Origin of the sequence: Pseudomonas sp. ANT_J28 (assembly GCF_008370005.1) — a bacterium.
Classification (GTDB): Bacteria; Pseudomonadota; Gammaproteobacteria; order Pseudomonadales; family Pseudomonadaceae; genus Aquipseudomonas; species Aquipseudomonas frigoris.
Genome location: NZ_VOBM01000029.1, coordinates 1 through 19,566 on the forward strand (window position 1 = coordinate 1; position 19,566 = coordinate 19,566).

The 19,566-nt window shown below is 57.6% G+C and carries 18 protein-coding genes; 14 read left to right on the plus strand and 4 right to left on the minus strand.

The features are described 5' to 3' along the window. Positions 1-96: 96 nt before the first annotated feature. Positions 97-579, minus strand: a complete 483-nt coding sequence (gene smpB, locus FQ187_RS19745; protein ID WP_008149046.1) for an SsrA-binding protein SmpB — start codon at positions 577-579, stop codon at positions 97-99. A 118-nt stretch (positions 580-697) separates the two neighbouring features. Here smpB and FQ187_RS19750 point away from each other — a divergent pair, with 118 nt between their 5' ends. Genes FQ187_RS19750 through FQ187_RS19760 form a run of 3 tightly spaced genes read left to right on the plus strand, consistent with a single transcriptional unit; the run spans position 698 to position 2,850 of the window. Continuing rightward, positions 698-2,101, plus strand: a complete 1,404-nt coding sequence (locus tag FQ187_RS19750) for a sodium-dependent transporter (protein ID WP_149630767.1) — start codon at positions 698-700, stop codon at positions 2,099-2,101. A 7-nt stretch (positions 2,102-2,108) separates the two neighbouring features. Further along, on the plus strand, positions 2,109-2,543 hold the full coding sequence (locus tag FQ187_RS19755) for a type II toxin-antitoxin system RatA family toxin (protein ID WP_149630768.1): 435 nt from the start codon (positions 2,109-2,111) through the stop codon (positions 2,541-2,543). Next, positions 2,536-2,850: an RnfH family protein gene (locus tag FQ187_RS19760; RefSeq protein WP_149630769.1), complete on the plus strand. Its 315-nt coding sequence runs from the start codon at positions 2,536-2,538 to the stop codon at positions 2,848-2,850. Before FQ187_RS19755 ends, FQ187_RS19760 begins: the two co-directional genes overlap by 8 nt. A 61-nt stretch (positions 2,851-2,911) precedes the next feature. On the opposite strand, the gene FQ187_RS19765 is transcribed toward FQ187_RS19760, so the two are convergent. Further along, positions 2,912-3,439, minus strand: a complete 528-nt coding sequence (locus tag FQ187_RS19765; protein ID WP_149630770.1) for an outer membrane protein assembly factor BamE — start codon at positions 3,437-3,439, stop codon at positions 2,912-2,914. Between the two features lie 97 nt (positions 3,440-3,536). Here FQ187_RS19765 and fur point away from each other — a divergent pair, with 97 nt between their 5' ends. After that, positions 3,537-3,941, plus strand: coding sequence for a ferric iron uptake transcriptional regulator (fur, locus tag FQ187_RS19770; protein ID WP_003197684.1), 405 nt, complete (start codon positions 3,537-3,539; stop codon positions 3,939-3,941). A gap of 75 nt (positions 3,942-4,016) precedes the next feature. Here the strand turns inward: fur and recN are convergent, their stop codons facing one another. Then, positions 4,017-5,690, minus strand: coding sequence for a DNA repair protein RecN (gene recN / locus FQ187_RS19775; RefSeq protein ID WP_149630771.1), 1,674 nt, complete (start codon positions 5,688-5,690; stop codon positions 4,017-4,019). Between the two features lie 241 nt (positions 5,691-5,931). Here recN and grpE point away from each other — a divergent pair, with 241 nt between their 5' ends. From grpE to FQ187_RS19815, 8 genes are all read left to right on the plus strand, one after another. Then, positions 5,932-6,498 (plus strand): nucleotide exchange factor GrpE, encoded by a 567-nt coding sequence (grpE, locus tag FQ187_RS19780; RefSeq protein ID WP_033058135.1) that lies wholly within the window; start codon positions 5,932-5,934, stop codon positions 6,496-6,498. Positions 6,499-6,600: 102 nt separating this feature from the next. Continuing rightward, positions 6,601-8,517, plus strand: a complete 1,917-nt coding sequence (dnaK, locus tag FQ187_RS19785; RefSeq protein ID WP_149630772.1) for a molecular chaperone DnaK — start codon at positions 6,601-6,603, stop codon at positions 8,515-8,517. A 297-nt stretch (positions 8,518-8,814) separates the two neighbouring features. Then, positions 8,815-9,939: a molecular chaperone DnaJ gene (dnaJ, locus tag FQ187_RS19790; RefSeq protein WP_008149037.1), complete on the plus strand. Its 1,125-nt coding sequence runs from the start codon at positions 8,815-8,817 to the stop codon at positions 9,937-9,939. Between the two features lie 9 nt (positions 9,940-9,948). Beyond that, positions 9,949-10,755: a 4-hydroxy-tetrahydrodipicolinate reductase gene (gene dapB / locus FQ187_RS19795; protein ID WP_149630773.1), complete on the plus strand. Its 807-nt coding sequence runs from the start codon at positions 9,949-9,951 to the stop codon at positions 10,753-10,755. Between the two features lie 259 nt (positions 10,756-11,014). After that, on the plus strand, positions 11,015-12,151 hold the full coding sequence (gene carA / locus FQ187_RS19800) for a glutamine-hydrolyzing carbamoyl-phosphate synthase small subunit (protein WP_149630774.1): 1,137 nt from the start codon (positions 11,015-11,017) through the stop codon (positions 12,149-12,151). A 118-nt stretch (positions 12,152-12,269) separates the two neighbouring features. Next, positions 12,270-15,491 carry a carbamoyl-phosphate synthase large subunit gene (carB, locus tag FQ187_RS19805; protein ID WP_149630775.1) on the plus strand — a complete coding sequence of 1,074 codons (3,222 nt, stop codon included), beginning with the start codon at positions 12,270-12,272 and terminating at the stop codon, positions 15,489-15,491. Then, on the plus strand, positions 15,488-15,964 hold the full coding sequence (gene greA, locus FQ187_RS19810) for a transcription elongation factor GreA (RefSeq protein WP_046045786.1): 477 nt from the start codon (positions 15,488-15,490) through the stop codon (positions 15,962-15,964). The genes carB and greA overlap by 4 nt, the downstream gene beginning before the upstream one ends. A 28-nt stretch (positions 15,965-15,992) precedes the next feature. Then, entirely contained in the window at positions 15,993-16,397 is a 405-nt protein-coding gene (locus FQ187_RS19815; protein WP_149630776.1) for an MFS transporter, read from the plus strand. A gap of 9 nt (positions 16,398-16,406) precedes the next feature. Here FQ187_RS19815 and FQ187_RS19820 read toward each other — a convergent pair whose 3' ends face one another. Further along, positions 16,407-16,715, minus strand: coding sequence for a YhbY family RNA-binding protein (locus FQ187_RS19820; protein WP_008005472.1), 309 nt, complete (start codon positions 16,713-16,715; stop codon positions 16,407-16,409). A 105-nt stretch (positions 16,716-16,820) separates the two neighbouring features. Here FQ187_RS19820 and rlmE point away from each other — a divergent pair, with 105 nt between their 5' ends. Together rlmE and ftsH are read left to right on the plus strand one after the other, a co-directional pair. Beyond that, the gene (gene rlmE, locus FQ187_RS19825) at positions 16,821-17,450 is read left to right on the plus strand and encodes a 23S rRNA (uridine(2552)-2'-O)-methyltransferase RlmE (RefSeq protein WP_149630777.1); all 630 of its coding nucleotides are present in this window, start codon (positions 16,821-16,823) and stop codon (positions 17,448-17,450) included. Between the two features lie 202 nt (positions 17,451-17,652). Further along, positions 17,653-19,563 carry an ATP-dependent zinc metalloprotease FtsH gene (gene ftsH / locus FQ187_RS19830; RefSeq protein WP_033053619.1) on the plus strand — a complete coding sequence of 637 codons (1,911 nt, stop codon included), beginning with the start codon at positions 17,653-17,655 and terminating at the stop codon, positions 19,561-19,563. Positions 19,564-19,566: the final 3 nt, after the last annotated feature.

A 19,566-nucleotide genomic window follows, 5' to 3' on the forward strand; every position in this document is an offset into this window, starting at 1 on the left:
CAGCCTGCGGCAGCTCCTACATGGATACGCGATCCATGTAGGAGCTGCCGCAGGCTGCGATCTTTTTGCTAGCGCCAAAACACTCAGGTCGAAAGATTAATCTTCCTTGCCCTTGTTGCGCACCGCACGCTGCAACTCGCGACCGGCGTCGCGTTCGCGTTCGGTATCACGCTTGTCGTATTCTTTCTTGCCCTTGCCCAGAGCGATCTCGCACTTGACCATGTGCTTGCTCCAGTACCAGGACAGGCACACGCAGGCGTAACCTTTTTGCTGCACGGCCGTGGCCAGCTTTTCCAGTTCGCGCCGGTTGAGCAGCAGTTTTCGGGTGCGGGTCGGATCAGCGATGACGTGAGTGCTGGCGGTCATCAGCGGCGTAATGTGGCTGCCGAGCAACCAGGCTTCGCCATCCTTGAGCAGCACGTAACTGTCAACCAGTTGCAGCTTGCTTGCCCGCAGACTTTTTACTTCCCAGCCGGCCAGGACCAGACCAGCCTCGAACTTGTGCTCGATGAAGTAATCGTGTCGCGCCTTTTTGTTTTGCGCGATGGTCCCTGTTGGGTGTTTCTTCTGTTTAGCCATAGGGGCGGCATTATAGGGAGTTGCACGCGAGTCGGCTACGGTATCGCTACGTGCTTGAGCAGGTTGATTGAATCCCGGACAATGCGGCCTCTTTTTTGAACGCTTGGGCGTGATAACGATGTCGACAGACAAGGTTTCTGTCCACGGCAGTTGGGCTAGCCGCTGGGTCTTCATACTCGCCGCGACCGGTTCGGCCGTGGGCCTGGGTAGTATCTGGAAATTCCCGTACATGGTCGGCGTCTACGGCGGCGGCGCCTTCGTGCTGATGTTCCTGGCCTGTATCGCGCTGATCGGTGTGCCGGTCATGCTGGCCGAAACCCTGATCGGCCGCCGTGCACGGCAGAGCCCGGCCAACGCCCTGAAGGTATTGGCGCTGGAAGCCGGGCATTCGGGTAAGTGGTCCTGGGGCGCATTCGCCGGGATGATCACGGCGTTGCTGATCTTGTCTTTCTATAGTGTGGTCGGCGGCTGGTCGCTGGATTACATCATCGATATGGGCCGTGGCGACTTCCAGGGGGTGACGGCTGATCAGGTCGGCGCGTACTTTGGCAATGTGATCGCCGATCCGTGGCGCCTGACACTTTGGCACACGATTTTCATGCTGCTGTCTGCCGTCGTGATCGCCAAAGGCGTGGTCGCTGGGCTTGAACGCAGCCTGCGAATCATGATGCCCCTTCTCTTTGTGATGATTCTGGTGCTGCTGGGTTACAGCATGACCACCGGGCATTTCATGGAAGGCGTGCATTTCATGTTCGACTTCCACCCGGAAAAAGTACTCGACGGCTTACTGCCCGCCATGGGGCATGCGTTTTTCTCCCTGAGCGTGGGCGTCGGTTCGATCATGATCTACGGCGCCTATATGCCGAAGCATTCGTCGATCTCCGGCACGGTGGTCGGCGTGGCGCTGCTCGACACCTTCGTTTCGCTGGTGGCCGGTCTGGCATTGTTTCCTATTGTGTTCGCTGCGGGCCTGAACCCGAGCGAAGGCCCGGGCCTGATGTTTGTCAGCCTGCCATTTGCCTTTGGTAACGTAGCGTTCGGCCAGTTGATGGGCGTAGTGTTCTTCGTACTGGTCGCGGTGGCTGCCTGGAGCTCGGCGATTTCCCTGCTTGAGCCGATGGTGGCTTACCTGGTTGAACGCACAAAAGTCAGCCGCGCCTGGGTGACCTTTTGGCTGGCATTTATCTGCTGGTTTGTCGGTCTGGGCACGGTGTTTTCCTTCAATATCTGGAAGGAAGCCAAATTTTTCGTGAACGAAGGCGGGATGTTCCACCTCTATCAATGGGGTGCGGCCGGTGGCCTGGACTTCTTTGGTGTGATCGATTTCTTCACCTCGCGGATCATGTTGCCACTCGGTGGTTTGTGTTTCGTGGTGTTTGCAGGCTGGGTGATGGGGCGTGAAGCGGTACGCGACGAGTTGTCGATCCGCAGCCCCGTATTGTTCGCCCTGTCCCTGTTCTTGATGCGCTATGTGGCGCCCATCGGCATTCTCGTAGTGTTTGCCGCCCAGCTGTGGAAGTGACGCTGACATGACGACACACATTCAACGTTCGGCCCTGCTGCCGTACCCGGCACAAGCGCTGTATGACCTGGTCAACGACGTGGCCCGTTATCCGGAATTCCTGCCGTGGTGCTCATCGGCCGAAGTCCTGGAGAGTTCTCCTGAGCATATGCGCGCTAGCGTCGGCGTGGCCAAGGGCGGTCTCAGCCAGCATTTCGTAACGCGCAACACGCTGGTGCCTGGGCATTCGATCGAGATGAACCTCGAGGAAGGCCCGTTCAATCAATTGCATGGCGTCTGGGTGTTCAAGCCGTTGGGCGAAAAAGCCTGCAAGATCAGTCTGGATCTGTCGTTCGATTACGCCGGGCCGATTGTCCGCGCGACCCTGGGGCCGTTGTTCAATCAGGCGGCCAATACGCTGGTGGATGCCTTCTGCCAGCGCGCCAAGCAGATTCATGGTTGAGGCCGTGATCGACGTTGAGGTGGTGTATGCCGCCATTGATCGGCAGGTGCTTTTCTCGGTGACGGTTCCAGCAGGAGCTACAGTGCGAGCGGCTTTGCTGGAGTCAGGCATCGGCGAGGCGTTTTCCGAGCTGGATCTGGCCAGTTGTCCGGTGGGGATCTTCGGTAAAGTAATCGCGGATCCGGACAAGCATCCTGTCCAGGCTGGAGATCGCATCGAGATATACCGGCCATTACTGGCTGATCCGAAAGAAGTTCGTCGGTTGCGCGCAGCCAAGGCTGCTGAGGCCAAAAACCGGAATCAGTGATTCGCTCAAACGCTGGACAATAAAAAACCCGGACATGCCGGGTTTTTTATTGCGTCGCAAATTATTGCGGCGAGGTTTCCAGAGGTTCTGGAGTCGGGACTGGAACGGTTTCTACACCGTCGACGTCCTTCTGGATCTGGTCCAGCAACGAACCTGGCTTGACCGGTTTTTCTGGTTTCGGCTTCTCGGCGTTTTCTGCTGGCGCAGCAACTGTCGTGCCGCTGTCCTTGCCGAGAATGGCTTCGTCGCGGCTCACGCCTGGCATGAAATCACCAGAGAGGCTGACAAGCTGGTCATTTGGGTTGAAGATAACGCCAATGCGTTCCTGTTGGCGTTCACCGCCACCCGGTTGCAGGCTGTACAGATAATCCCAGCGATCGGCATGGAACGTGTCGGTCAACAGAGGGTTGCCCATGATAAACCGTACTTGCTTGCGGGTCATTCCCGGGCGTAACTGGTCTATCATGTCCTGCGTGACGACATTGCCCTGCTGGATGTCGATTTTGTAAACCCCGGGGAATGAACAACCGGCGAGTGCGAGCAGTCCCACAAAGGTGAAACTGGTTAGCAAGAGCTTGGTGTTTTGCATCGGTGGGCGACTTCCACTATCTTGGCTGGGACAACGTAAACGCCGATCATACCCGCATTAAGAGAAGCTGCGAAGCAGCATCGCGAGAAAGCTGACCATGGTTGAAAATAGCGAACTACGCAAAGCCGGCCTCAAAGTGACCCTTCCACGGGTCAAAATTCTGCAAATGCTCGATTCCGCCGAGCAACGCCACATGAGTGCCGAGGACGTCTACAAGGCGCTGATGGAGGCTGGTGAGGACGTCGGTCTGGCCACGGTTTACCGTGTCCTGACCCAGTTCGAGGCAGCTGGCCTTGTGGTGCGGCACAACTTCGACGGAGGCCATGCGGTCTTCGAGCTGGACGACGGCAAGCATCACGACCATATGGTCAACGTCGAGACCAGTGAAGTGATCGAATTCTTCGACGAAGAAATCGAGCGACTGCAGAAGGCAATCGTCGACAAGTATGGCTTCGAGATGGTTGATCACAATCTTGTGCTGTACGTGCGCAAGAAAAAGTAAGCATGTCGCGCGAACTTAAGGTTCGCGAAACGAGCGAAGGCGACCCCAGGGTCGCCTTCGTGCTTTCTGTCGGTCTTAAATTTTCGCGGTGACGACCATTTTCCTTGCATGAGCCAGAGATTCCTTTGTAAGGTCGATGCCTCCCAGCATCCGCGCCACTTCTTCGACACGATCGTTCTTGCTCAGCTTGGAGACGGCTGTGTGAGTGGCATCTTCGCCGCGCACTTTGTGTACGAATAGATGTTGATGTCCCTGCGCTGCTACTTGCGGCAAGTGAGTTACCGTCAATACTTGCCCGCGCTCCCCAAGTCGACGCAGCAATTGGCCCACGATTTCGGCGGTCGGACCACCGATGCCCACGTCCACTTCGTCGAACACCAGAGTCGGTACGCGGGAGGTCTGCGCGGTGATCACCTGAATTGCGAGGCTGATCCGCGACAGCTCACCGCCCGAGGCTACTTTGGCCAGGGCTTTTAATGGCTGGCCGGGGTTGGCGCTCACCAGCAGCTCTACCTGCTCAAGGCCATTGGGTAGCAGTTCATCGCTACTGTTGGGGCGCAGCTCGATGGTGAAACGACCGCCGGGCATGCCCAGTCGCTGGATTTCCTGCTCCACGGCGTTGGCCAGGCTGTTCGACGCCTGATGGCGCAAATCGCTCAGCTCACGAGCCTTCTCCTGATAATGACGGGCATAGGAGGCCAGTTCATCGCTCAGTCGCTCGATGGATTCGTCGTTGGCATTCAGGGTTTCGATTTCATCCAGCAAGCGCTGCTGCATTTCGGCCACTTCGGTCGGCTGGATGCGGTGTTTGCGCGCCATGGTATAGATCGCATCAAGGCGTTCCTCCAGGTACTGAAGACGCGCTGGATCGGCATCGAAGTTATCAAGGAAGCGGTTTAGTTCTCCCACGGCTTCTTCGACCTGTATCTGTGCGCTGGTCAGCAGGCTGCTGGCTTCGCCCAGGGCCCCAATCGAATTGTTGACGCTCGAAAGGCGATTGAGGCTGGCGGTGAGGGCGTTCAGCACATTCCCGGAATCACTTTCGCTGCATTGTTCGACCACTTGCCGGCAAATGCCCAACAGGGTTTCGGCGTTGGTCAGGTTCTTGTGTTCCTGTTCCAGCTGCTCCAGCTCGTTTTCGCCGAGGCCGAGGTTTTCCAGCTCTTCGAGTTGATAACTGAGCAATTGATGACGAGCGCGCTGCTCATCGCCGGAATTGGAAAGGCGTTCCAGCTCCTGGCGGGTCTGGCGCCAGCGTTGGGCGGCCAGGTGTACCTGACGGGCAAGGTCCGTTGCGCCAGCGTACTCGTCGAGCAGACGGCGGTGCGTGTCGGTCTTGAGCAGGGATTGATGTTCATGCTGGCTGTGGATATCGATCAGCAGTTCACCCAGGGCTTTGAGGTCGCCGAGGGGGCAGGGCGTGCCGTTGATGTAGCCACGCGAGCGCCCTTCGGCGGTGATCACCCGGCGCAGGATGCAAGGGCCATCACTCTCCAGGTCGCGCTCGGCCAGCCAGGCGCTGGCTTCTGGAATATCGACCAGATCGAAGGTTGCCAGGATATCGGCCTTGTCGGCGCCGGGGCGGACCACGCCGCTGTCGGCGCGATCGCCCAGGGTCAGGCCGAGGGCGTCGAGCATGATCGACTTGCCGGCGCCGGTTTCCCCGGTTATCACGCTCATCCCGCGATCGAGTTCGAGATCGAGATGTTCAACGATGGCGTAGTTATGTACGGACAGGTGCACCAGCATAAAGGCCGCTCCCAGGCTTTAGGTCTGGTTATTTATACAGTGTTTTGTTTCTGGCTGACAATGCCCTCCCTTAGCTCGATTTGCTTGATCCGACGAAATCCTTAGTGCGCCCGGGAATGACAATGCAGCTGTTTTTTGTAGGGTTAATAAATAAGCACCCCTTGAAGCTGGATTTTGCGGCCCCATATAGCTGGGCAGAAGCGCGAGTTGAGCTCGCGGACGATATTGAAAGGAGAAATCTATGGCTGACGAACAGACAGTGGATACGCAAAATCTAGACGCCGATCAGGCTGCCCAGGACTCGGGTGATGAACTGGCGGCTCGTGTTCAAGTGCTCGAAGAGCAATTGGCGGGCGCTCATGATCAGGCTTTGCGTGTAGCGGCTGATCTGCAGAACGTCCGCCGTCGCGCCGAGCAGGATGTAGAAAAGGCTCACAAATTCGCACTGGAGAAATTCGCCGGTGACTTGTTGCCGATCATCGACAGCCTGGAGCGTGGTCTGGAGTTGTCCAGCCCGGACGACGAAAGCATTCGTCCAATGCGCGAAGGCATCGAGCTGACCCTGAAAATGTTCCAGGACACCCTGAAGCGTTATCAGCTGGAAGCGATCGATCCGCATGGCGAACCGTTCAACGCCGTTCAGCATCAGGCAATGGCCATGCAGGAAAGCGCCGACGTCGAGCCGAACAGCGTGCTCAAGGTGTTCCAGAAGGGCTATCAGCTCAACGGTCGCCTGCTGCGCCCGGCCATGGTCGTGGTCAGCAAGGCTCCGGCACCGGTTTCGCCTTCGATTGACGAGCAGGCTTGAAATTAGCCGCAAGACCCCCATTTAGAAGTCAAGCGTTTAAGTGCTACCGCAGTTAGCCACCACTGCTGCGGCAACCAAATCCAAAGTTTCGGGAGAGTGAACATGGGCAAAATTATCGGTATCGACCTGGGGACTACCAACTCCTGCGTCTCCGTGCTTGAAAACGGCGTAGCCAAAGTCATTGAAAACGCTGAAGGCACGCGTACTACGCCGTCGATCATCGCTTACGCCAACGATGGTGAAATCCTCGTTGGTCAATCGGCCAAGCGTCAGGCTGTGACCAATCCGCACAACACCCTGTATGCGGTGAAGCGTCTGATCGGTCGTAAGTTCGACGAAGAAGTCGTGCAGAAAGACATCAAAATGGTCCCTTACAAAATCGCCAAGGCTGACAACGGCGATGCCTGGGTTGAAGTGAACGGCCAGAAAATGTCGCCGCCACAAATCTCGGCTGAAATTCTGAAGAAAATGAAGAAGACCGCCGAAGACTACCTCGGCGAGCCAGTGACCGAAGCGGTGATCACCGTTCCGGCCTACTTCAACGACAGCCAGCGTCAAGCCACCAAAGACGCCGGCCGCATCGCGGGCCTGGACGTAAAACGTATCATCAACGAACCAACCGCAGCCGCTCTGGCTTACGGTATGGACAAGGCGAAGGGCGATCACACCGTGATCGTTTACGACTTGGGCGGCGGTACTTTCGACGTTTCCGTGATCGAAATCGCTGAAGTCGATGGCGAGCACCAGTTCGAAGTATTGGCCACCAACGGTGACACGTTCCTGGGCGGTGAAGACTTTGACATTCGTCTGATCGACTACCTCGTCGACGAATTCAAGAAAGAAAGCGGCATGAACCTTAAAGGTGATCCGCTGGCCATGCAGCGCCTGAAAGAAGCCGCTGAAAAAGCTAAGATTGAACTGTCTTCGAGCAATTCGACCGACGTGAACCTGCCGTACATCACTGCAGACGCCACCGGTCCTAAGCACTTGAACGTGAAAATCTCCCGCGCCAAGCTCGAAGCGCTGGTAGAAGACCTGGTTCAACGCACCATCGAACCTTGCCGCATCGCTCTGAAAGACTCTGGCATCGACATTGGCGCTATCAACGACGTGATCCTGGTCGGCGGTCAGACCCGTATGCCATTGGTTCAGAAGCTGGTGACCGAGTTCTTCGGTAAAGAAGCGCGTAAAGATGTGAACCCGGACGAAGCGGTTGCCATGGGTGCTGCTATCCAGGGCGCAGTATTGGCCGGTGACGTGAAAGACGTTCTGCTGCTGGACGTTAGCCCGCTGACCCTGGGTATCGAAACCATGGGTGGCGTGATGACCGCGCTGATCGAGAAAAACACCACGATTCCTACCAAGAAATCGCAAGTGTTCTCGACTGCCGACGACAACCAGGGCGCTGTGACCATTCACGTGCTGCAAGGTGAGCGTAAGCAAGCCGCTCAGAACAAGTCTTTGGGCAAGTTCGACCTGGCCGAGATTCCACCAGCACCACGTGGCGTGCCACAAATTGAAGTGACCTTCGACATCGACGCCAACGGCATTCTGCACGTAGGCGCCAAAGACAAGGCTACCGGCAAGACTCAGTCGATCGTGATCAAGGCCAACTCCGGTCTGTCCGAGGAAGAGATTCAGCAGATGATTCGCGATGCTGAAGCCAACGTCGACGCAGATCGCCAGTTCGAAGAGCTGGCAACCGCTCGCAACCAGGGCGATGCGCTGGTTCACTCGACTCGCAAAATGGTCGCAGACGCTGGCGATAAAGTGACTGCTGAAGAGAAGACTGCAATCGAAGCTGCTGTTGTTGCGCTGGAAGCCGCTGTCAAAGGCGACGACAAGGCTGCGATCGAAGCCAAGGTTGAAGAGCTGTCGAAAGTCTCCGCTCCAGTAGCGCAGAAGATGTACGCCGAGCAGGCTCAACCTGCTGAAGGTGCTGCACCGCACGACGAAAAGGCTGAGAAGGCTGACGACGTTGTCGATGCCGAGTTCGAAGAAGTCAAAGACCACAAGTAAGTTGTTGGTCGCCCGGTTGACTGCCTTCAGGCGGTGACTGGTAGGATGTCGCCGCGCGGGGGCTTGCTCCCGCGTTGGCGTGTCTGGAGTTAGCGAATTTTTACAGCATGCGACAAGGCTCGTGTGTTGGCGGTATGGCCGGGAATGCTCCTGCTTTTCGAGCCGAAAGTACCGCATCGAATCAAAGACCAGGATCGTTGAATTGACGTGAGTTGGGTCCGGGCCTGTATTGGGGCTCAACGAGTTTGGCAAGGCTCAGGAGAGGTTTGCCGAACGTCCTTAAGAGTGCAAAGACTTATGGCAAAGCGTGACTATTACGAAGTATTAGGTGTTGAGCGCGGCTCAAGCGAAGCAGACCTGAAAAAGGCCTACCGTCGCCTGGCGATGAAGCACCACCCGGACCGTAATCCTGATGACAAAGCGTCGGAAGATATGTTCAAGGAGGCCAACGAGGCCTACGAAGTACTGTCCGATTCCAGCAAGCGCGCGGCCTACGACCAGTACGGTCATGCCGGTGTCGACCCGAGCATGGGCGGCGGCGGTGCCGGGTTTGGCGGTCAGAACTTCTCCGATATCTTTGGTGATGTCTTCAGTGACTTCTTCGGCGGCGGTCGCGGCGGTTCTCGTGGCGGCGCTCAGCGCGGCAGCGACCTGCGTTACACCCTGGAACTGAATCTGGAAGAGGCGGTTCGCGGTACGACTGTGAATATCCGCGTCCCGACGCTGGTCAACTGCAAGCCGTGCGACGGTTCGGGTGCCAAGAAAGGCTCCTCGCCGATCACATGCCCGACGTGTGGCGGTATCGGTCAAGTCCGTATGCAGCAGGGCTTTTTCTCGGTGCAGCAGACGTGCCCGCGCTGCCATGGCCAGGGCAAGATCATTTCCGATCCGTGCGACTCGTGCGACGGTCAAGGTCGTGTCGAAGAGTACAAAACCCTCTCGGTGAAAGTGCCGGCCGGTGTTGATACCGGTGACCGCATTCGTCTGTCCGGCGAAGGCGAGGCGGGGGCTCAGGGTGGTCCGACTGGCGACCTGTACGTGGTGATCAACGTGCGTGAGCACGCGATCTTCCAGCGCGACGGCAAGCACCTGTTCTGCGAAGTGCCAATCAGTTTTGTTGATGCTGCGCTGGGTGGCGAGCTGGAGATTCCGACCCTTGATGGTCGAGTCAAACTGAAAATCCCTGAAGGGACTCAGACCGGCAAGCAGTTCCGTGTTCGCGGCAAGGGCGTTGCGCCAGTACGCGGCGGCGGTGCTGGTGACTTGATGTGCCGAGTGGCGGTCGAAACCCCTGTCAATCTGGGACGTCGTCAGCGCGAACTGCTGGAAGAGTTCCGTAGCTCGCTGGCAGATGACAACAGCCATTCGCCTAAAACCACTGGTTGGTTCGAAGGCGTGAAGCGCTTCTTCGGCGATTTGTAAGGAGTCGGCATGCGACGTATAGCTGTGATGGGCGCTGCCGGGCGCATGGGCAAGATTCTGGTCGAGGCGGTGCAGCAACGCGCGCCGCTGACCGGGCTGACGGCAGCCATCGTACGCCCCGGCAGCACGCTGATGGGCGTGGATGCTGGTGAACTGGCCTCGCTGGGGCGTATCGGCGTTCCGCTGTCCGGCAATCTGGACGCGGTGGCTGATGAGTTCGATGTGCTGATCGACTTCACGCTCCCGGAAGTCATGCTGAAAAACCTGGCGTTCTGCTGTAAGGCGGGCAAGGCCATGGTGGTCGGCACGACAGGGCTGGACGTCGCGCAGAAGCAGCTGCTGGTCGAGGCCGGCAAGGATATTCCTATCGTGTTCGCAGCCAATTTCAGTGTCGGTGTAAACCTGTCGTTGAAGCTGCTCGACATGGCCGCTCGTGTGCTGGGCGATGACGCGGATATCGAGATCATCGAGGCTCATCATCGGCACAAGATCGATGCGCCTTCAGGTACGGCTTTGCGCATGGGTGAAGTCATCGCAAGCGCCCTGGATCGTGATCTGCAGAAAGTTGCGGTGTATGGCCGTGAAGGCCATACCGGTGCTCGCGAGCGCGAAACGATCGGTTTTGCCACTGTTCGCGGCGGTGATGTGGTCGGCGATCATACGGTGCTGTTCGCCTGTGAGGGTGAGCGACTGGAGATCACGCATAAAGCTTCCAGTCGCATGACCTTCGCCAAGGGCGCGGTACGTGCTGCGTTGTGGCTGGACGGTCGTGAACCGGGTCTTTACGACATGCAAGACGTACTCGATCTGCGTTAAGATGCGCCCGAAATCGGGTTCAAATAGTGTGTTTGAGCCCGGTTTTACTCCGCCAAGCGACGTCCTGTCGCATTCTCCGGCCTTTAAGGCTCATTGGCGGTAGACCAAAAATGCCTTTTTCTGTAAGCTACAGCTTTAGTGTGTCCACTAAAAGCGCGCAGAATTATTCGGTGAAGAAGCGGGGTGACGTGTCCATACGTCACTCCGCTTTTTTACAACCTGCGATCGCCCTTTCAGGCTTTATTTACGGGAGGTCTTCTTGACTAAGCCAGCCATACTCGCCCTTGCTGATGGCAGCATTTTTCGCGGCGAAGCCATTGGAGCCGACGGTCAAACCGTTGGTGAGGTGGTGTTCAACACCGCCATGACCGGCTATCAGGAAATCCTTACCGATCCTTCCTACGCCCAACAGATCGTTACCCTGACTTACCCGCACATCGGCAACACCGGTACCACGCCGGAAGATGCCGAGTCCGACCGCGTCTGGTCCGCTGGCCTTGTCATCCGTGACCTGCCACTGGTTGCAAGCAACTGGCGTAACACGATGTCCCTGTCCGACTACCTGAAAGCCAACAACGTTGTGGCAATCGCCGGTATCGACACTCGCCGCCTGACACGCATCCTGCGTGAAAAGGGCGCGCAGAACGGCTGCATCATGGCCGGTGACAATATTTCCGAAGAGGCCGCCATCGCCGCAGCTCAGGGTTTCCCTGGCCTCAAAGGCATGGACCTGGCGAAAGTCGTCAGCACCAAAGAGAAATACGAGTGGCGCTCGACTGTCTGGGATTTGAAAACCGACAGCCACGCGACCATCGATGCCTCCGAGCTGCCGTATCACGTGGTTGCCTACGACTACGGCGTCAAGCTGAACATATTGCGCATGCTGGTCGAGCGCGGTTGCCGCGTGACCGTGGTGCCAGCCCAAACCCCAGCCGCCGATGTTCTGGCGCTGAAGCCGGACGGCGTGTTCCTGTCCAACGGCCCGGGCGACCCTGAGCCTTGCGATTACGCGATCCAGGCGATCAAGGACGTGCTCGAAACCGAGATTCCGGTATTCGGCATCTGCCTCGGTCACCAACTGCTGGCCCTGGCCTCCGGCGCCAAGACCCTGAAAATGGGTCACGGCCACCACGGTGCCAACCACCCGGTCCAGGATCTGGATACCGGTGTTGTGATGATCACCAGCCAGAACCACGGTTTTGCGGTAGACGAAGCGACCCTGCCAGCCAACGTCCGCGCGATCCACAAATCGCTGTTCGACGGCACCCTGCAAGGCATCGAGCTTACCGACAAGAGCGCTTTCAGCTTCCAGGGTCACCCGGAAGCCAGCCCTGGCCCGAACGACGTAGCACCACTGTTTGATCGCTTCATCAATGAGATGGCCAAGCGACGCTAATCGCTCGCCGTGATGTAGCAAAGCTTGAGGGCGGTCCCGACCCCGGTGGCCCCCTCAAGACTTCAAAGATTGAACAAGACGGCTTGCCGACTGACCTGCGGATTTGAGTGACAAACCCATGCCAAAACGTACAGACATTAAAAGCATCCTGATTCTCGGCGCTGGCCCGATCGTTATCGGCCAGGCTTGTGAATTCGACTACTCCGGCGCCCAGGCTTGCAAAGCCCTGCGCGAGGAGGGTTACCGCGTCATCCTGGTGAACTCCAACCCAGCGACCATCATGACCGACCCGGACATGGCCGACGCCACGTACATCGAGCCGATCAAGTGGCAGACCGTTGCCAAAATCATCGAGAAAGAGCGTCCAGACGCGCTGCTGCCAACCATGGGCGGCCAGACCGCTCTGAACTGCGCACTGGACCTGGAGCGCGAAGGCGTTCTGGAGAAGTTCGGCGTAGAGATGATCGGTGCCAACGCTGACACCATCGACAAGGCTGAAGACCGTTCGCGCTTTGACAAGGCGATGAAATCCATCGGTCTGGACTGCCCGCGTTCGGGTATCGCCCACAGCATGGAAGAGGCCAACGCGGTCCTCGAAAAGCTCGGTTTCCCGTGCATCATCCGTCCGTCCTTCACCATGGGCGGAACGGGTGGCGGTATCGCTTACAACCGTGAAGAGTTCGAAGAAATCTGCGCTCGCGGTCTGGATTTGTCGCCGACCAAAGAGCTGCTGATCGACGAATCGCTGATCGGCTGGAAAGAATACGAGATGGAGGTTGTCCGCGATAAGAAGGATAACTGCATCATCGTTTGCTCGATCGAAAACTTTGACCCGATGGGCGTGCACACCGGTGACTCGATCACCGTTGCTCCGGCACAAACCCTGACGGACAAGGAATACCAGATCATGCGTAACGCCTCGTTGGCGGTACTGCGTGAGATCGGCGTGGAAACCGGCGGCTCCAACGTTCAGTTTGGCATCTGCCCGGACACTGGTCGTATGGTCGTGATCGAGATGAACCCGCGTGTATCCCGCTCTTCGGCACTGGCCTCGAAAGCCACTGGTTTCCCGATTGCGCGTATCGCTGCCAAGCTGGCGATCGGCTACACCCTGGATGAGCTGCAGAACGAAATCACCGGCGGCGCTACTCCTGCATCCTTCGAGCCGTCCATCGACTACGTCGTCACCAAGCTGCCACGTTTCGCTTTCGAGAAGTTCCCGAAAGCCGACGCACGCCTGACCACTCAAATGAAGTCGGTCGGTGAAGTCATGGCCATCGGCCGGACCTTCCAGGAATCCCTGCAGAAAGCTCTGCGCGGTCTGGAAGTGGGCGTTTGCGGACTGGACGAGAAGCTCGACCTGAGCAACCCGGAAAGCATGAGCGTGCTCAAGCGCGAACTGACCGTGCCGGGTGCCGAGCGTATCTGGTATGTGGCTGACGCCTTCCGCGCCGGCCTGTCGGTCGAAGACATCTTCGGCATGAACATGATCGACCCGTGGTTCCTGGTGCAGATCGAAGATCTGATCAAGGAAGAAGAGAAGGTCAAGACCCTGGGTCTGGCCAGCATCGACCGCGACGTCATGTTCCGCCTCAAGCGCAAAGGCTTCTCCGACATGCGTCTGGCCAAGCTGCTGGGCGTGACCGAGAAGGCCTTGCGTCGTCACCGTCACAAGCTGGAAATCTTCCCGGTCTACAAGCGCGTTGACACTTGCGCGGCCGAGTTTGCCACCGACACCGCTTACCTCTACTCGACGTATGAGGAAGAGTGTGAAGCTGCGCCGTCGGGCCGCGACAAGATCATGATCCTGGGCGGCGGTCCTAACCGTATCGGCCAAGGCATCGAGTTCGACTACTGCTGCGTACACGCGGCACTGGCCCTGCGCGCCGACGGTTACGAGACCATCATGGTCAACTGCAACCCGGAAACTGTATCTACCGACTACGACACCTCTGATCGCCTGTATTTCGAACCAGTGACCCTGGAAGACGTGCTGGAAATCGTCCGCGTCGAGAAGCCGAAAGGCGTGATCGTCCAGTACGGCGGCCAAACCCCGCTGAAACTGGCGCGTGCCCTGGAAGAAGCCGGCGTGCCGATCATCGGCACCAGCCCTGACGCTATTGACCGTGCCGAAGACCGTGAGCGCTTCCAGCAAATGGTTGAGCGCCTGAACCTGCGTCAGCCGCCAAACGCCACCGTGCGCAGCGAAGACGAAGCGATTCGCGCTGCTGCCAAGATCGGTTACCCGCTGGTGGTTCGCCCGTCCTACGTGCTGGGCGGCCGTGCGATGGAAATCGTTTACGAAGAAGAAGAGCTCAAGCGCTACCTGCGCGATGCGGTGAAAGTGTCCAACGACAGCCCGGTGCTGCTCGACCACTTCCTCAACTGCGCTATCGAAATGGACGTGGATGCGGTCTGCGACGGCACCGACGTGGTGATCGGCGCGATCATGCAGCACATCGAGCAGGCCGGCGTTCACTCTGGTGACTCCGCGTGCTCCCTGCCGCCGTACTCGCTGCCTGCACACATCCAGGACGAGATGCGCGAACAGGTCAAGAAAATGGCCCTGGAGCTGGGCGTTGTCGGCCTGATGAACGTTCAGCTGGCGCTGCAAGGCGAAGACATCTACGTCATCGAAGTCAACCCGCGCGCTTCCCGTACCGTACCGTTCGTATCGAAGTGCATCGGTGTTTCCCTGGCAATGATCGCGGCTCGCGTGATGGCCGGTAAAACCCTGAAGGAAATCGGTTTCACCAAAGAAATCATTCCGAACTTCTACAGTGTGAAAGAGGCGGTGTTCCCATTCGCCAAATTCCCTGGTGTGGACCCGATCCTGGGCCCAGAGATGAAGTCCACTGGTGAAGTGATGGGCGTGGGCGACACCTTCGGTGAGGCGTTTGCCAAAGCCCAAATGGGCGCCAGCGAAGTGCTGCCAACCGGAGGTACCGCGTTCATCAGTGTGCGTGATGACGACAAACCACTGGTTGCAGGCGTGGCCCGTGATCTGATCAACTTGGGCTTCGAAGTGGTCGCCACTGCCGGTACTGCCAAGCTGATCGAAGCCGCAGGCCTGAAAGTGCGTCGTGTGAACAAGGTGACCGAGGGTCGTCCGCACGTGGTCGACATGATCAAGAATGACGAAGTCACCCTGATCATCAACACCACCGAAGGTCGTCAGTCGATCGCTGATTCGTACTCCATTCGTCGTAATGCCTTGCAGCACAAGATCTACTGCACCACTACCATTGCTGCTGGCGAAGCTATCTGCGAAGCGCTGAAGTTCGGTCCCGAGAAGACCGTGCGCCGCTTGCAGGATCTACACGCAGGATTGAAGGCATGATCAAATACCCAATGACCGTCAAGGGCGCAAAAGCCCTTGAAGAAGAACACGCTCATCTGACCAAGGTCGTCCGTCCGAAGCTCAGCCAGGACATCGGTACGGCCCGCGAGTTGGGTGACTTGAAAGAAAACGCCGAATACCACGCTGCTCGGGAGCAGCAAGGTATGGTCGAGGCGCGGATCCGCGACATCGAAGGCCGCATGCAAAACGCGGTGATCATCGATGTCACGACCATTCCTCACACCGGCAAGGTGATCTTCGGCACCACCGTTGAAATCGCCAACGTCGAGACGGATGAAAGCGTCACCTACCACATCGTTGGTGAGGATGAAGCTGACTTCAAACTCGGCAAAATTTCGGTCGGCTCGCCATTGGCTCGCGCCTTGATTGCCAAGGAAGAGGGTGATGTGGTTGCCGTGAAAACGCCTGGCGGCGTTATCGAGTACGAGATTGTCGAAGTTCGCCATATCTAAGCGCAGGCACCCGCTACGTGCGGGCGCCATGCTTTGGCAGCTGACTCAGATGTTGTGGGTTGGTGGTCTGTGGCTGTTGCACATCGGTCTGCTGCCGGTGCTGGGCAAAATTGGCCTGGCACCGCTGCTGATCGACGAAATCGCAGGCATGCTCGATGCGCTGATGGTGGGGTTCGCCGCAGCGTGTGTGATTTTTCAGGCTTTGGTGCTGGTTCAGGCCGAGGGCCTTGCCAGTCTATGGCGCGATATTCGCGGGCAACTGCTGCTGATGGCGCTGTATGCGTGTGTGATGTATGCCGCGGTGCGTATCGGTTGGCCGGATGCAGTGCGTTGGCAGGTGTTCAGCTATCTTGTTCTGGGCTTTTCCGGGCTGGTGCTGGTGTTGCAGCCAGTGCCTGGATGGAGTGGCAGGGTGCGCGAAGCACACCCTTGACCCTTGTCATCACTTGAAGCGATGGACGTTCGACAGTTGCTTGTTGACGCTGAAGTTCTTGCGGTAAATCAGTGCCATCTTGCCGATGACCTGAACCAGGTCTGCTTTGCCGACCTTGCACAGTTCTGCAATGTTCGCCAGGCGCGACTCGCGATCGAGGATGTTGAGCTTGATTTTAATCAGCTCGTGATCCGCCAAAGCGCGTTCAAGTTCGGCTAACACACCTTCAGTCAAACCGTTGTCAGCCACAGTCAAAACTGGTTTCAGATGGTGGCCAATGGATTTGTACTGTTTCTTCTGCTCTTGAGTGAGCGGCATAATCTGACCCCTGCGTCTGATCTTGTAAAAAGCGGCGGCCAGTTTACCCGAGCGAGTCCGGGACCGCCCAGTTAATCACGACCCGTTTTATTTTCGAGGTGGCCCGTGGCCCGTTCCAAGACAAGCCTTAAGTGGCTGCAAAGACATGTCAATGATCCCTATGTGAAGCAGGCGCAGAAGGATGGGTACCGCTCGCGTGCGAGTTACAAGCTTCTGGAGGTCCAGGAGAAATACAAACTGATCCGTCCAGGTATGAGTGTTGTCGACCTTGGAGCGGCGCCCGGCGGCTGGTCGCAGGTCACTAGTCGGCTGATCGGTGGTCAGGGACGTCTGATCGCCTCGGACATCCTGGAAATGGATAGCATTCCGGATGTGACTTTCATCCAGGGTGACTTCACCCAGGACGAAGTGCTCGCTCAGATCCTTGAAGCCGTGGGTAATTCGCAGGTGGACCTTGTGATTTCCGATATGGCCCCCAATATGAGTGGTACGCCTGAGGTGGACATGCCAAAAGCCATGTTTCTATGTGAGTTGGCTCTTGATCTGGCGGCTCGGATACTCAAGCCGGGTGGTAATTTCGTGATCAAGGTGTTTCAGGGCGAAGGGTTTGATGCTTACGTTAAGGACACTCGTCAGAAATTCGACAAGGTCCAGATGATCAAGCCGGACTCTTCCCGTGGTAGTTCCCGCGAGCAATACATGCTGGCTTGGGGCTATCGCGGCCGTAGTGAGTAAATCGAGGTTTTTTAGCGGGTCGATAGGATTTTCGTATTTCGCCCCGTGAGCATTAGCGAATATTGTGTAGAAAGTGTTTCACAAAGGGTTACAGACGGCGCCTGCCAGAGTCGTAGGTAATGTAGTAAGTTAGGCCGGTGAATATCATGCGAAGCGCGCGCCATTAGCGGAGCTTGCTTCAGAGGGTAGTTAATTGAACGATATGGCAAAGAATCTGATCCTGTGGTTGATCATCGCGGCTGTCCTGGTGACAGTGATGAACAACTTCTCCAGCCCTAACGAGCCGCAGACCCTCAACTATTCCGACTTCATCCAGCAGGTCAAGGATGGCAAGGTCGAACGCGTAGCGGTTGACGGCTACGTGATTACCGGCAAACGCAACGATGGTGACAGCTTCAAGACCATTCGTCCGGCAATCCAGGACAACGGTCTGATCGGCGACCTCGTGGACAATCATGTCGTAGTCGAAGGCAAGCAGCCTGAACAGCAAAGCATCTGGACTCAGCTCCTGGTCGCAAGCTTCCCGATCCTGGTGATCATCGCCGTATTCATGTTCTTCATGCGGCAGATGCAGGGCGGTGCCGGTGGCAAGGGCGGGCCAATGAGCTTCGGCAAGAGCAAGGCGCGCCTGCTCTCCGAAGATCAGGTGAAAACCACCTTGGGTGACGTTGCCGGTTGTGACGAAGCCAAGGAAGAGGTTGGTGAGCTGGTCGAGTTCCTGCGTGATCCGGGCAAATTCCAGCGTCTGGGCGGTCGCATTCCTCGCGGCGTGCTGATGGTGGGGCCTCCTGGTACCGGCAAAACCTTGCTGGCCAAGGCGATTGCCGGCGAAGCCAAAGTGCCGTTCTTCACCATTTCCGGTTCCGATTTCGTCGAAATGTTCGTCGGTGTCGGTGCCAGCCGGGTTCGCGACATGTTTGAACAGGCCAAGAAACACGCTCCATGCATCATCTTCATCGATGAAATCGACGCCGTCGGTCGCCATCGTGGCGCCGGCATGGGTGGCGGTCACGACGAACGCGAGCAAACTCTCAACCAGTTGCTGGTGGAGATGGATGGCTTCGAAATGAATGACGGCATTATCGTCATCGCTGCAACCAACCGTCCGGACGTACTGGACCCTGCGTTGCTGCGTCCGGGCCGTTTCGACCGTCAGGTAGTCGTCGGTCTGCCGGATATCCGTGGTCGCGAGCAGATTCTCAAGGTTCACATGCGCAAAGTGCCAATGGGTGACGACGTCGCTCCGGCCGTGATTGCTCGTGGTACCCCTGGTTTCTCCGGTGCTGACCTGGCTAACCTGGTGAACGAAGCGTCGTTGTTCGCAGCCCGTGCCGGCAAGCGCATCGTCGAAATGAAAGAGTTCGAACTGGCCAAAGACAAGATCATGATGGGCGCCGAGCGCAAATCCATGGTCATGTCCGAAAAAGAGAAGCAGAACACCGCTTATCATGAGGCGGGTCACGCTATTGTCGGGCGCGTCGTGCCTGAGCATGACCCGGTCTACAAGGTGTCGATCATCCCGCGCGGTCGTGCGCTGGGTGTGACCATGTTTCTGCCGGAAGAAGATCGCTACAGCCTGTCCAAGCGTGCATTAATCAGTCAGATCTGCTCGTTGTACGGCGGCCGTATTGCTGAAGAAATGACCTTGGGCTTCGATGGCGTCACCACCGGTGCATCAAACGACATCATGCGTGCCAGCCAGATTGCACGGAACATGGTGACCAAGTGGGGTTTGTCGGAAAAACTCGGCCCGTTGATGTACGCAGAAGAAGAGGGCGAAGTGTTCCTCGGTCGCGGCGGTGGCGGTCAGGGTGCAAGCTTCTCCGGTGAGACGGCCAAGTTGATCGACTCCGAAGTCCGCAGCATCATTGATCAGTGTTACGGCACGGCCAAGCAGATCCTCACCGATAACCGTGACAAGCTCGACGCCATGGCTGATGCCTTGATGAAGTACGAAACGATCGACGCTGATCAGATCGACGACATCATGGCGGGTCGTACGCCTCGTGAACCTCGCGACTGGTCAGGCGGCACCGGTACCTCCGGAACTCCTCCAGTGGCACAGGATCCGCGTCCGGAAACGCCGATCGGCGGTCCGGCTGCTGACGTTTAAGGT

Excerpts from the sequence above, each read along its gene's own strand:
- FQ187_RS19750 (WP_149630767.1), top strand. The coding sequence starts at position 698 with ATGTCGACAGACAAGGTTTCTGTCCACGGCAGTTGGGCTAGCCGCTGG.
- smpB (WP_008149046.1), bottom strand. The coding sequence starts at position 579 with ATGGCTAAACAGAAGAAACACCCAACAGGGACCATCGCGCAAAACAAA.
- carB (WP_149630775.1), top strand. The coding sequence starts at position 12,270 with ATGCCAAAACGTACAGACATTAAAAGCATCCTGATTCTCGGCGCTGGC.
- fur (WP_003197684.1), top strand. The coding sequence starts at position 3,537 with ATGGTTGAAAATAGCGAACTACGCAAAGCCGGCCTCAAAGTGACCCTT.
- FQ187_RS19765 (WP_149630770.1), bottom strand. The coding sequence starts at position 3,439 with ATGCAAAACACCAAGCTCTTGCTAACCAGTTTCACCTTTGTGGGACTG.
- FQ187_RS19755 (WP_149630768.1), top strand. The coding sequence starts at position 2,109 with ATGACGACACACATTCAACGTTCGGCCCTGCTGCCGTACCCGGCACAA.
- FQ187_RS19760 (WP_149630769.1), top strand. The coding sequence starts at position 2,536 with ATGGTTGAGGCCGTGATCGACGTTGAGGTGGTGTATGCCGCCATTGAT.
- greA (WP_046045786.1), top strand. The coding sequence starts at position 15,488 with ATGATCAAATACCCAATGACCGTCAAGGGCGCAAAAGCCCTTGAAGAA.
- FQ187_RS19820 (WP_008005472.1), bottom strand. The coding sequence starts at position 16,715 with ATGCCGCTCACTCAAGAGCAGAAGAAACAGTACAAATCCATTGGCCAC.
- dnaK (WP_149630772.1), top strand. The coding sequence starts at position 6,601 with ATGGGCAAAATTATCGGTATCGACCTGGGGACTACCAACTCCTGCGTC.
- ftsH (WP_033053619.1), top strand. The coding sequence starts at position 17,653 with ATGGCAAAGAATCTGATCCTGTGGTTGATCATCGCGGCTGTCCTGGTG.
- dapB (WP_149630773.1), top strand. The coding sequence starts at position 9,949 with ATGCGACGTATAGCTGTGATGGGCGCTGCCGGGCGCATGGGCAAGATT.
- dnaJ (WP_008149037.1), top strand. The coding sequence starts at position 8,815 with ATGGCAAAGCGTGACTATTACGAAGTATTAGGTGTTGAGCGCGGCTCA.
- FQ187_RS19815 (WP_149630776.1), top strand. The coding sequence starts at position 15,993 with ATGCTTTGGCAGCTGACTCAGATGTTGTGGGTTGGTGGTCTGTGGCTG.
- recN (WP_149630771.1), bottom strand. The coding sequence starts at position 5,690 with ATGCTGGTGCACCTGTCCGTACATAACTACGCCATCGTTGAACATCTC.
- grpE (WP_033058135.1), top strand. The coding sequence starts at position 5,932 with ATGGCTGACGAACAGACAGTGGATACGCAAAATCTAGACGCCGATCAG.